Origin of the sequence: Variovorax sp. Root318D1, from assembly GCF_001424835.1 — a bacterium.
In the GTDB taxonomy this organism is placed as follows: Bacteria; Pseudomonadota; Gammaproteobacteria; order Burkholderiales; family Burkholderiaceae_C; genus Variovorax.
On sequence record NZ_LMCQ01000011.1, the window covers coordinates 42,193 to 54,840 of the forward strand.

Below are 12,648 nucleotides of genomic sequence, written 5' to 3' on the forward strand. Positions count from 1 at the left end.
GCGCGGCACCAACTGCAACGCAGGGGTGCAAACGGGAACGCAAGGGCGGGTATGTGGTTCATCTCTGCATCCGTGCGGGTTGCAGCGCATCCATCAATAGGCTTCATATGCTTAGCCCACGCAGGGCATGCGGCCTTCACGGAGGCCGCCGAGTTGTCCCGCCCTCGCGGCGTTCGATACCGGCTTTACCGCTACAGAGGGTGGAACACCATGAGCGAACGGGTCGCATGCTTGTCCTGCTCATGCATGTGCCAAGGCGGCGATTCGTTCGCTGAGAGGCATTTCTGATGCCTGCGAGTCGACGTGCTAATCCTTTTTTATGCAGTGCAAAAACTGAAAAAAACCCATTGAGGCGTAGCTCACACAACCAACTGCGCCCGTTCTCGTTCGTGCTGGCCGTGCCGGACGTTGAGCGGTTCGCCACCTACTTCAGGGATGCACAGGTCTGCAGCGCTACACTCCGTACCAGTATGGCTCGTCGCCCTCTCCATCGCTGCATGATCGCGCTCTTCGTGATCCTGTCGCTGCTGTTCTCGCAGCTGGCGCTGGCAAGTTACGTCTGTCCAGGCGTGCCGGATACGAATTCGATGGCCGAGATGATGGCGGCAGGTGCTCCGTGCGAAGGCATGGACATGGCTCAGCCGGTGTTGTGCTTCCAGCACGCCGCCGACATGTCGCTGTCCTTCGAGCCAGTGAAGCTGACCACCCCGTCTCTGCCCGCCATCGTGCAGGTCGTGGTCATGCCCTTGGTGCTGGTGTCGGACGGCCATGCCCTTCCGCAGCAGGCCGTGCCGGAGCGGCAACATCCGCCGCCCGATCCCGTTTTTCTCGCTACACGCAGACTTCGCGTCTGAAATCTCCGTCGACTGACCGGTGCTGGTGTTGCGGCTCGTCCGCTTGCCAGCGATCACCTCGTTCGTCTGCGGAGTTTTCATGTTCAACCTTTTCCCACGCGCAGCCGCATTGGCCGTTGCAATGCTGCCGTATCTTGCGGCGGCGGCCCCGCTGTCCCTCGATGCCGCGCTTCAGCTTGCCGCCCAGCGCTCCGAGACCACCCGCGCCGCCCGTGCCGGTGCATTGAGCGCCACGGAGGCGGCGCGCGCGGCCGCCCAAATGCCCGATCCCACGCTGCGCATCGGCGTCGACAACCTGCCGGCGACTGGGCCGGACCGCTTTCACACCACCCGCGACTCGATGACGATGAAGCGCATCGGCATCAGCCAGGAATGGCTGTCCGCCGACAAGCGTGCCGCCCGGCAGGCCGCCGCCGAGGCTTCGATCGGCCGGGAGGAGGTGCAAGTGCAGGCCGCTGCCGCCGACACCCGCCGGCAAACGGCGCTCGCCTATGTGGACGCCTTCTACGCGGGCGAGGGCCTGAAGCTCGCGAGGCTCATGGAGCACCATGCGCGCGAAGAGCTGGAGGCCTCGCGTGCGCGCCTGTCGTCGGCTGCGGGGAACAGCCAGGACGTGCTGGCATTGGCCGGTGCAAAAGGTGCTTCGGAAGACGAGACGGCCGACATCTTGCAGCAGCAAAGCGCCGCGTCTGCGGCTTTCCAACGGTGGGTCGGCGTGCCGCCCCACGAGCTGGTGCCACTTAATGCAATCGCGTTGCCGTCTGAAAGCACCTACGTGGCCGGGCACCCTACCGTCGCAGCAATGCAGCGCGACGTTGATGTGGCCAGGCACGCGGCAGCGGTCACCGCATCCAACCGCAAACCCAATTGGACCTGGGAGGTCGCCTACGGCCAGCGCACCGGCTATGCCGACATGGTGTCGGTGGGCGTGAGCATTCCGCTGCCCGTGGCGCCTGGCGAGCGGCAGGACCGCGACACGGCGGCCAAGTTGGCGCTGGTCGAGAAGGCGGAAGCCGACCTGGCTGAAGGGGTCCGTGCCGCCCGCACCGAGTACCGCGCGCTTGCCAGCGACGCCGAGCGCCTGCAGCAGCGCATCGAGCGCTATCGCGCCGGTGTCGTCGTCCCTGCCGGCCAAAGGACAGCCGCCGCGACCGCAGCCTACCAGTCCAACCAGGCCAGCCTCGCCGCCCTGTTCGAGGCCCGCCACGCAGAGGTCGAGGCGCAGCGCAAGCTGCTTGCGCTGCAGCGCGACCTTGCCAAGACCCACGTCCAACTGGCCTTCCGGCCGCTCACTGCCGAGGTGGCGCAATGAAACGCACACGCATGATCGGCGCCTCGCTGCTGGCCGCCCTGTTGCTCGCAGCTGGCGCCTTCTACCTGGGCCGCAAGACAGCACAGCCCGTGGACACGTCGACGACCGCGCCGGCGGCCATCTCCACCGATGGCCGCAAGGTCCTCTACTGGCATGACCCCATGGTGCCCGGCCCGCGCTTCGACAAGCCCGGGAAGTCGCCGTTCATGGACATGCAGCTGGTGCCCATGTATGCGGACAACGCGACCGGCACAGGCAGCGACGCGGGCGTGAAGATCAGCGCCGCCGTGCAGCAGAACCTCGGCATCCGGTATGCGAACGTGCGGCGCATCGACGCATCTTCCTCGTTCGAAGCCATCGGTTCCGTGCAGTTCGACGAGCGGCTCAATGTCGCGGTGCAGACCCGCGTGGCCGGCTACGTCGAGCGCCTCTCGGTCCGCGCGCCCATGGAGCGCGTGCGCAGGGGCCAGGCACTGGCCACCATCTTCGCGCCCGACTGGCTCGGGCCGCAGAACGAGTGGCTTGCGCTCAGGCGCTCAGGCGTTTCGTCCGATCTTGTTGCAGCGGCCCGCGAGCGCATGCGGGCCATGTCCATCCCCGCCGAGCTCATCCGGAGCAGCGAGGAGACCGGCACGGCGCAGGCGCGCTACGTGCTGACGTCGCCGGTCGATGGCGTGGTGGCTGAGCTGGGCGTGCGCGAAGGCGTCGCTGTTGCGCCGGGCACCACGCTGTTCCGCATCGCGGGTCTGCACAAGGTGTGGGCCGTGACCGAAATTCCGGAAGCGCAGGCGGTGCGCCTCGCGCGGGGCCAGAAGGCCAAGGCCGTTCTGCAAGCCGATACGTCGCAGTCGTTCGACGGAACGCTCGACGAAATCCTGCCCGAGATCAATGCAACCACTCGCACCTTGAAGGCCCGCTTCGAGGTCGACAACAGGAACGGAAAGCTCACCCCCGGCATGCTGCTGCGCCTTCAGGTGGCGGGACCGGCCAGCACGCGGCTTGTGGTGCCTTCGGAGGCCGTGATCCGGACCGGCCGGCGCGCCGTCGTCATCGTACGCAAGGCCGATGGCGCCTTCGAGCCGCGCGACGTGTCGCTGGGCGCAGACGTGGGAGACGACACCGAAGTCGTGTCGGGGCTTGCCGAGGGCGAGCAGGTGGTGGCGAGCGGCCAGTTCCTGATCGACTCGGAGGCCCGGCTGCGTTCCGTGCTGGGCACCATGGGGGCACCTGCGGCCACACCGGCCGCAAGCGCCTCGGCGCCGGCCGTGGTGACTCACCAGGCCGAAGGCAAGGTCGAGAGCGTGGCGCCCGACGGCATCACCATTTCGCACGGCCCGGTCGCAACGCTCCAGTGGCCCTCGATGACGATGGGTTTCGGCAAGGCATCGCCCAATGCATTCGCCGAGATCAAGGCGGGCGACACGGTGCGCTTCGACTTCAGGGAGGGCGGCCCCATGGGCTATGAGCTCGTCTCGGTGCAGCGTGTGCAACAGGGCGCGCAAAGATGATCGCCGCGCTCATCCGCTGGTCGATCGGCAATCGCTTCCTGGTGCTGATCGCCACCTTGTTCCTGGTGGCCGCAGGGTGGTGGTCGGTGGCCCGAACGCCGCTCGATGCCCTGCCCGATCTCTCGGACACCCAGGTCATCATCCGCACGCCCTATCCGGGCAAGGCGCCCCAGGTGGTGGAGGATCTGGTGACCTATCCGCTGACCACCACCATGCTCAGCGTGCCCGGCGCCAAGACCGTGCGCGGCTACTCGTTCTTCGGCGACTCCTTCGTCTACGTGCTGTTCGACGACAAGACCGATCCTTACTGGGCGCGCTCGCGCGTGGTGGAATACCTCAACCAGGTGCAGAGCCGGCTTCCTGCCGGGGCCGCCGCAGCGCTGGGCCCCGACGCCACCGGCGTGGGCTGGGTCTACGAGTACGCGCTGGTCGACCGCACGGGCACGCGCGACATCGGGCAGTTGCGCGCGCTCAACGACTGGTTCCTCCGGTTCGAACTCAAGACCGTCCCCGACGTGGCCGAGGTCGCCAGCATCGGCGGCATGGTGCGCCAGTACCAGGTGGTGCTCGACCCAGACCGCATGCGCGCGCTGGGCATCACGCAAGCGATGGTCGTGGAGGCCTTGCAGAAAGCCAACCAGGCCTCCGGCGGTTCGGTGGTGGAGCTCGCCGAGGCGGAGTACATGGTGCGTTCGCGCGGCTACCTGCGCACGCTGGACGACTTTCGAACCATACCGCTCTCGGTGGCGGGCACGACGCCCGTGCTGCTGCGCGACGTGGCCACCGTACAGGTCGGGCCCGAGATGCGCCGCGGCATCGCGGAACTCGATGGTGAGGGTGAAGTGGCCGGCGGCGTCGTCATCATGCGCTCGGGCAAAAACGCGCGCTCGACCATCGAGGCCGTCAAGGCCAGGCTCGAAGCGCTCAAGCCGGGCCTGCCGCCGGGTGTGGAGATCGTGCCCACCTACGACCGCTCATTGCTGATCGACCGTGCCGTGGAGAACCTTCGCGCCAAACTCATCGAGGAGTTCATCGTGGTGGCGCTGGTCTGCGCAGTCTTCCTGTTCCACCTGCGCTCGGCGCTCGTGGCCGTGGTGGCATTGCCCATTGGGGTGCTGGCGGCGTTTGTCGTCATGCACTGGCAGGGGGTCAACGCCAACATCATGTCGCTGGGCGGCATCGCGATCGCCATCGGCGCGATGGTGGACGGTGCCATCGTGATGGTCGAGAACGTGCACAAGCACCTCGAAGCCTTCGAGGCCGCGCAGGGACGGCCGCCCACGGTGGCCGAGCGTTGGCAGCTGGTGGCCGATGCGTCCGTGGAGGTCGGGCCCGCGTTGTTCTTCTCGCTGCTGGTGATTACGCTGTCCTTCGTGCCGGTGTTCTCGCTCGAGGCGCAGGAAGGCCGGCTGTTCTCGCCGCTGGCCTTCACCAAGACCTACGCCATGGCTGCCGCGGCGGGGCTTTCGGTCACGCTGATCCCGGTCCTCATGGGCTACCTGATCCGCGGGCGCATACCGCACGAAGCGGCCAATCCCGTCAACCGGGTCCTGATGGCGGCATACCGGCCGGTGCTGGAGCTGGTGCTGCGCTTTCCCAAGGGAACGCTGGCCGTGGCGGCCGTGCTGCTGGCGCTCACGGCGGTTCCGATCGCGCGCCTGGGCGGCGAGTTCATGCCGCCGCTGGACGAGGGCGACCTGCTCTACATGCCGTCCGCGCTGCCCGGCCTTTCGGTGTCGAAGGCGTCCGAACTGCTGCAGCAGACCGATAGGCTGATCAAGACCGTGCCCGAGGTCGAGCGCGTGTTCGGCAAGGCCGGCCGGGCAGACACCGCAACCGATCCGGCGCCGCTCGAGATGTTCGAGACCACCATCCAGTTCAAGCCCAGGGCGCAGTGGCGCGCGGGCATGACGGCCGACAGGCTGGTGGAGGAGCTGGACCGTGCCGTGAAGGTGCCGGGCCTCAGCAACGTGTGGGTGCCGCCGATCCGCAACCGCATCGACATGCTGGCCACGGGCATCAAGAGCCCTGTCGGCATCAAGGTGGCGGGCGCCGACCTGGCCACCATCGATGCGCTGACCACGCAGATCGAGACCGCGGTAAAAAAGGTTCCCGGCGTCTCGTCGGCGCTGGCGGAGCGGCTCACCGGCGGGCGCTACATCGACGTCGACGTCGACCGGCTCGCGGCGGCTCGCCATGGGCTCTCCGTGGCGGACGTGCAGGCCGTGGTGTCGACCGCGATCGGCGGCGAAAACGTCGGCGAGGTCATCCAGGGGCGAGAGCGCTATCCGATCAACGTGCGCTACCCGCGCGAGATCCGCGACTCGCTGGAGCGGCTTCGGCAGCTGCCGTTCGTGACGGCCCGAGGCGCGCAGCTGCTGCTGGGCGATGTCGCGAAGATCGCCATCGCCGACGGACCGCCGATGCTGCGCAGCGAGAACGCACGCCTTTCGGGCTGGGTCTACGTGGACGTGCGCGGTCGCGACCTGCGCTCCGCCGTCAATGACATGCAGGCGGCCGTCGGCCGGGCCGTGAAAATGCCTGCCGGGTACGCGGTCTCATGGTCCGGCCAGTTCGAATACCTGGAGCGCGCGACCGAGCGCCTGAAGCTGGTGGTGCCCGCGACGCTCGCGGTCATCTTCGTGCTGCTGTACCTGCTGTTCAGGTCCTTCGGCGACGCGGCCCTGGTGATGGCGGCCGTGCCGTTCTCGCTCATCGGCGGCTTCTGGCTCATCTGGGCGATGGGGCATTCGATCTCCGTGGCTACCGCCGTCGGCTTCATTGCACTGGCCGGCGTGGCGGCCGAGTTCGGTGTGGTGATGCTCGTGTATCTGAAGAACGCCCTGGCGCGGCGCCTGGAGGCCGGCGAACCGATGAACGATCAGACCCTGTTGGCCGCGATCCGCGAAGGCGCCGTGCTGCGGGTGCGGCCCAAGGCGATGACAGTGGCCGTCGTGATGGCGGGCCTGCTGCCCATCCTCTGGGGCAGTGGCACGGGCTCCGAGGTGATGACGCGCATTGCGGCGCCCATGGTGGGCGGCATGGTCACCGCGCCGCTCCTGAGCATGCTGGTCGTCCCGGCTGCCTGGTTTCTGCTGCGCCGGCGCGGCCTCGCCGCGCGTTCCAGTTTGTCTGCTGTTTCCACCCAACCCAACCAAGGAGTTGTTCAATGAAAGTCTTGCATTCCCTCGCATTTGCGCTAATCGCCGCATCGGCTGCTGGCGCCCAGGCCCAGACCTCGAAAGACGGCATGTCGTCCATGCAGCCGCCGGCCGCCGGCCAGCCGGCGGCAGTCATGATGACCGATGCGGTCGTTCAGAAAATCGACACCGCCAACGGCGTGATCGTACTCAAGCACGGCGACATTCCCAATCTGGCCATGCCGCCCATGACCATGGGCTTCGACGTGGCCGACAAGAAGATGCTCGATTCGGTCAAGCCAGGCGACAAGGTCCGGTTTCATGTGGAAGTCGTGAAGGGGAAGCCGACCGTGATGCATCTCGAGCCGGCGCGGTAAGTCGACAATCAGCGACTCGCTTCTGCCTGCGATTCTGTGACTTGGCGCCGTACTGCCAGCGCTGCATCCGATCGTCACAAGTTTCGCAATGCAATTCCCGTGACGGCGAACGGCAGATGACTCGCTTCCTTTGACATGCCAGCCGGGTGACTGGCATCGCCGGCACGATGACGAGTCCGGCAAGTTCAGACAGAGTGCGACTCGCCAGATCGAACAATTCGCTGAGGGAGACCTATTGTCCAAGGCCCGCGTACAGACGCAGCCCTGAGCGTCCAGCATAGGACTGGATACACACACAGTCCACCTGACACACTGCTCCATTTAGAATTCGCCGCATGCACCGGGTTCGCCTGTTCGTTCTTTGGATCGTGATGTTCGCCGTGCCCTTCCAGGGGTACGCTGCGGCAGCCATGGCCTTTTGCGATCCGGGCCATGGCGGCGCCCATACCGCTGCTCATGCCGACGCAACGGCCTCCGCCGGGCACCAGCACGGTGACGGGCACGCGGACCATCATCAAGAAGCCAAGCAGACCGCGGATGACAGCGCCGGCAAATCCGCCAGCGCCGAACCCGACGCAATGCACAAGTGCGGCACCTGCGGCGCCTGCCATGGCACCGCCCTGATCAGCACGCTGGAACTCGCGGTGTTCCAGGGCCTTCCCCGCGCCGACCTGACCGAGCCCGCCAGCACGGTGGCCACGGTCCCGCCGCGCCTTCTCGACAAACCTCCTCGCGCCTGAAGCGTTCGTGCGCCTGCGTGCGGCCCGGTCACGGGCTGCCGCGAGCGCGCATGCATCGCCTGCGTCATGCCTGCCCCGGGGGCAGCTTCGACGCACCCGTTCATGAATTCGCGAGGACGCCATGTTCCATTCATTGCCGGCCGCTTGGCTGGCCGCACTTTCCGCTTTCGCGGCGCTTTCCGCCGCGGCGCAACCCGCGCCCACCGTCCTGGACTACAAGTCCGCGCTGGAGGGCTACCGGCCCTTTGCCGACGTAAAGCCGATCCCGTGGAAGGAGGCCAATGAGACGGTCTACCGCCGCGGCGGCTGGCAGGCCTACGCCAAGGAGGCCGCCGAAAGCACCCCGCCCGCTGCGGCCGAACCGCCCAAGGGCGCAGCCGCTGAACCTCACGCGCAGCCAGGCCATGCGATGCCGATGCCCGCGGCCAAGGAGAAGCCATGACGCGCGCCTTGCGCCTGACGGCCGTCGCCGTTGCGGCCGCTTTCCTGGCCGGCTGCGCTTCGGTGGGCATCGACGACGCCCTGCAGGACACGAACACCCAGGCGCAGCAGTTCACCGCCGGCAAGCTCGAACTCAGCCGCACGCAAGAGCAGCGGGACCGCCGCGCGGCGCTGGCGCAGGAGCTGCTGTCCAGGCCGCTCTCGCAGAGCGACGCGGTGCAGCTCGCGCTGGCCAACAGCCCGGCCGTGCAGGCGCTGGTCGCCCAGAGCTGGGGCGACATGGCCGCGGCCGACCAGACGGGCCGGCCGCCCAACCCGGTCTTCAGCTTCGAGCGCATGCGCATGAACAGCGAGCTCGAGATCGGGCGGCTGCTCTCCTTCGGACTCGTCGATCTCATCCTGCTGCCGCAGCGCCTGTCCATTTCGCGCAGCCAATCGACCCAGGCCAAGGTGCAGCTCACCGGCGCCGTGGTCGACCAGGTGACGCAGGTGCGTCAAGCGTGGGTCCGCGCCGTCGCCACGCAGCAGATGTTGCAGTACGCCGAGCAGGTCAACCGCTCGGCCGAGGCCAGCGCGGAACTCGCGCGGCGCATGCAGCAGATCGGCAACTTCAGCAAGCTCCAGCGCGCGCGCCAGCAGGTCTTCTATGCCGACGCGACCACGCAGCTCGCGTCGGCCCGGCATGCCGCCACCGCCGCCCGTGAGGAGCTGGTCCGCGCCCTGGGCCTCGACGATGCGCAAGCCACCCGGCTGGCCTTGCCGGATCGGCTGCCCGACCTGCCGAAGGCACCGCGCGAAGCCGGTGAAGTGGCCGCCACCGCGACCGAGCAGCGCCTGGACGTGCAGCTTGCGCGTGCGCAGCTGGACGTGGCGGGCAAGTCGCAAGGCATCAACCGGCTGTCGACCTTCATCGACGTGGAGGTGGGCGGCCGGCGCGACACGGTGTTCGACAACGCCGAAGGCACGAAGAGCACGCGGCGCGGGTTCGAGCTCGACATCCGGCTGCCGCTGTTCGACTGGGGCTCGGCGCAGCGCGATGCGCTGAACGCGCAGTCGCTGGCCGCGGCCAACCGCTACGACGTGGCGGTGCGCGGCGCCTCGTCGCAGTTGCGCGAAGGCTACTCGGCGTACCGCACGGCCTACGACATCGCGCGGCATTACCGCGACGAGATCGTGCCGCTGCGACAGTCCATGGCCGACGAGAACGTGCTTCGTTACAACGGCATGCTGATCGGCGTCTTCGAACTCTTGGCCGAAGCGCGCGACCAGATCGCGAGCGTGAGCAACGCCATCAATGCCCAGCAGCAGTTCTGGCTGGCCGATGCCGCGCTGGCGGCCTCGGTGATCGGCAAGCCCACGGCCATGGGTGCTTCGACCGCCAGCGTGGGTGGCGAAGCCGCCTCCGCCGGCGCCGCCCACTGAGCGCATTGCCTGTGCCCATCAACGATTTGAACGACATGACCAACAGACGTAATTTTCTGAGCGGCGCGGGTGCCATCACTGGTGCCATTGCCGCCGCGAGCGTGAGCAAGGTGGCGACGGCCGCCTTGCCCGAGCCTGTCACGCAGACCACGCCCAACACCATGTCGCCGCTCGTGCCTTCGAGCGGGCGGCCCTACAACCCCGTGGTCACGCTCAACGGCTGGACGCTGCCTTGGCGCATGAACAACGGCGTGAAGGAGTTCCACCTCGTGGCCGAGCCCGTGGTGCGCGAAATGGCCCCTGGCTTCAAGGCCAACCTCTGGGGCTACAACGGCCAGTCGCCCGGCCCCACCATCGAGGTGGTGGAAGGCGACAGGGTCCGGATCTTCGTGACCAACAAGCTGCCCGAGCACACCAGCGTGCACTGGCACGGGCAGCGCCTGCCCAACGGCATGGACGGCGTCACGGGCCTCACGCAGCCGCCGATCCGGCCCGGCAAGACCTTCGTCTACGAGTTCGTCGCGCGCCGGCCCGGCACCTTCATGTACCACCCGCATGCCGACGAGATGACGCAGATGGCCATGGGGATGATGGGCTTCTGGGTGACGCATCCGAAGGCCGAGCATCCGCTGATCGACAAGGTGGACCGCGACTTCGTCTTCTTGCTCAACGCCTACGACGTGGAGCCCGGGAGCGCCACGCCCAAGATCATGACGATGCTGGACTTCAACCTCTGGTCCTGGAACAGCCGGGTCTTTCCAGGCATCGATTCGCTCAACGTCAGGCTGAACGACAAGGTGCGCATCCGCATCGGCAACCTGACGATGACGAACCATCCGATGCATCTGCACGGGCATGAATTCCTCGTCACCGGCACCGATGGCGGACCGACGCCCAAGAGCACGCGCCACTACGAGGTGACCACCGACGTGGCGGTCGGCCAGATGCGCCAGCTGGAGTTCGTGGCCGACGAGGAAGGCGACTGGGCCTTTCACTGCCACAAGAGCCATCACACGATGAATGCGATGGGCCACGACGTGCCCACGCTGATCGGCCTCGACCACAAGGACGTGGTCAAGCAGATCACGAACCTGGTGCCCGACTACATGGTGATGGGCGAGCGCGGCATGGCCGACATGGGCGAGATGGAGATGCCGATTCCCGACAACACCGCGCGAATGATGACCGGCGAAGGACCGTTCGGCTCGGTCGAGATGGGCGGCATGTTCAGCGTGGTGAAGGTGCGCAAGAACCAGAAGCCCGGGGACTATTCGAACCCCGGCTGGTTCAGGCATCCCAAGGGCACCGTGGCCTACGAGTTCGACGGCTCGCCGCCCGAAACCGCGCGCCGGCGTGATGCCGGCGCGGCCGCGATGCCCGCGCAGAACATGCCGGCCAAGAACATCGAAGTGCAGGTTCGCAAGCCGGGCAGCGGCCACGCGGGGCACTGATCTTTCTCCCACCCTCCGACCCCCACCCTCAAAGGAACCACATGAAACATACTTTGCGCAACACCGCATTCGCGACTCTGGTGGCCTTGGCTGCCGCCGGTGTCTCCGCGGCGGGCAACCACGCTGGCGGTCACGGCCACGATGCCGACGAAGCCATCGGCAAGCCAGGCGTGGCCGCCAAAGCGACACGGACCATCCACGTCGACATGACCGACGGCATGCGCTTCAACCCTGCCAGCATCAGCGTGAAGCAGGGCGAGACCGTTCGCTTCGTCGTCAAGAACTCAGGACAGCTGAAGCACGAACTCGTGCTCGGTACCGAGAAGGAACTCAAGGAGCATTACGAAGCCATGAAGAAGAACCCCGAGATGGAACACGCCGATCCGAACATGGTGACTTTGGCCGCCGGCAAGAGCGGCGAGATCGTGTGGCAGTTCACCAAGGCCGGCAAGGTCGATTTCGCATGCCTGCAGCCGGGCCACTACGACGCCGGCATGAAGGGCGCCGTGACGGTGACCAGATCCGGAAAGTAGGCGCAATTCGCGGCGACCTCTCGGGGCGACGCGGGACTCTAAATTCAGTTCATTCTCAGGAGATACGCATGTTGAACATCCGCATAGCACCCATGGCATTCATTGCCGCCCTTTCGTTTGCTGGCGCCGCTGGCGCGCAGTCCTCAAAGTCCATGTCGGACATGCCCAGCATGACCAATAAAGCGCCTTCGGCGAGCGGTTCTGAAGCCGTAACCGCGGAGCTTGCCGATGGCGAGGTCCGCAAGGTGGACAAGGAAAACAAGAAGCTCACGATCAAGCACGGGCCGCTCAAGAATCTCGACATGCCTGGCATGACGATGGTGTTCGGGGTCAACGACGATGCCATGCTCGACAAGGTCGAGACCGGCGCCAAGGTCCGCTTCCAGGCGGAAAAGATCGATGGCAAGATTGTTGTCACCAGAATCGAAGCGGCCCGCTAACGCCTCGGCAATTGGCAGGCACCGATCATCAAAATAATGAGGCAAAAAGGAATGGCTTACTCCAGTGCTTCACAAGTCGTCCGGGACTTTCTGGAAGGGCCGGTCACCCGGCCAGCGCTGCAACGCTGGCGGCGCCAGCGGTTCTTTTCCGAGGCGGGATTCGGCAGCTACTTCGGTCTGTTCACCAGCTTTGCCGAAGCGCGCAATTGGCTGCCTGCCAGTCCTGAATTCGACCACGCGGCCTTGGCGGAGGAGTACGTGAATGTCCGTACGAAGAAAGTGTTTCCGTACGACTATCCGGTGATGTGGTGGCTCGAGCGCGCATTCCGCGACGGCGCCACCAGGGTGCTCGACATCGGCGGTTCGGTGGGCGTGCACTTCTATGCCTACCGTCGCTACTTCGACATGCCGAAGGATCTGTCGTGGCGGG

The 12,648-nt window shown here is 66.6% G+C and carries 11 protein-coding genes and 1 pseudogene; all 12 read left to right on the plus strand.

From position 1 onward, the window contains the following. Positions 1–497: 497 nt before the first annotated feature. Entirely contained in the window at positions 498–854 is a 357-nt protein-coding gene (locus ASC78_RS10220; RefSeq protein WP_235505049.1) for a hypothetical protein, read from the plus strand. A 79-nt stretch (positions 855–933) separates the two neighbouring features. Continuing rightward, a complete protein-coding gene (locus ASC78_RS10225; RefSeq protein ID WP_055800286.1) occupies positions 934–2,166 on the plus strand; it encodes a TolC family protein in 1,233 nt (410 codons plus the stop codon). Next, complete coding sequence (locus ASC78_RS10230) at positions 2,163–3,674, plus strand: efflux RND transporter periplasmic adaptor subunit (RefSeq protein WP_055800248.1); 1,512 nt, start codon at positions 2,163–2,165, stop codon at positions 3,672–3,674. Before ASC78_RS10225 ends, ASC78_RS10230 begins: the two co-directional genes overlap by 4 nt. After that, positions 3,671–6,847 carry an efflux RND transporter permease subunit gene (locus ASC78_RS10235; protein WP_055800250.1) on the plus strand — a complete coding sequence of 1,059 codons (3,177 nt, stop codon included), beginning with the start codon at positions 3,671–3,673 and terminating at the stop codon, positions 6,845–6,847. The genes ASC78_RS10230 and ASC78_RS10235 overlap by 4 nt, the downstream gene beginning before the upstream one ends. Then, positions 6,844–7,191 carry a copper-binding protein gene (locus tag ASC78_RS10240; protein ID WP_055800252.1) on the plus strand — a complete coding sequence of 116 codons (348 nt, stop codon included), beginning with the start codon at positions 6,844–6,846 and terminating at the stop codon, positions 7,189–7,191. Before ASC78_RS10235 ends, ASC78_RS10240 begins: the two co-directional genes overlap by 4 nt. A 335-nt stretch (positions 7,192–7,526) precedes the next feature. Next, positions 7,527–7,931, plus strand: coding sequence for a hypothetical protein (locus ASC78_RS10245; protein WP_235505050.1), 405 nt, complete (start codon positions 7,527–7,529; stop codon positions 7,929–7,931). Between the two features lie 121 nt (positions 7,932–8,052). Then, entirely contained in the window at positions 8,053–8,373 is a 321-nt protein-coding gene (locus ASC78_RS10250) for a hypothetical protein (protein WP_055800258.1), read from the plus strand. Further along, entirely contained in the window at positions 8,370–9,794 is a 1,425-nt protein-coding gene (locus tag ASC78_RS10255; RefSeq protein WP_055800261.1) for a TolC family protein, read from the plus strand. The genes ASC78_RS10250 and ASC78_RS10255 overlap by 4 nt, the downstream gene beginning before the upstream one ends. 35 nt (positions 9,795–9,829) lie before the next feature. Next, positions 9,830–11,245, plus strand: a complete 1,416-nt coding sequence (locus ASC78_RS10260; RefSeq protein WP_055800289.1) for a multicopper oxidase family protein — start codon at positions 9,830–9,832, stop codon at positions 11,243–11,245. 41 nt (positions 11,246–11,286) lie between these two features. Beyond that, the gene (locus ASC78_RS10265; RefSeq protein WP_055800264.1) at positions 11,287–11,778 is read left to right on the plus strand and encodes a cupredoxin domain-containing protein; all 492 of its coding nucleotides are present in this window, start codon (positions 11,287–11,289) and stop codon (positions 11,776–11,778) included. 68 nt (positions 11,779–11,846) lie between these two features. Further along, the gene (locus tag ASC78_RS10270) at positions 11,847–12,218 is read left to right on the plus strand and encodes a copper-binding protein (RefSeq protein ID WP_055800266.1); all 372 of its coding nucleotides are present in this window, start codon (positions 11,847–11,849) and stop codon (positions 12,216–12,218) included. A gap of 51 nt (positions 12,219–12,269) precedes the next feature. After that, positions 12,270–12,648, plus strand: a pseudogene (locus tag ASC78_RS10275) (hypothetical protein); the annotation flags it as partial.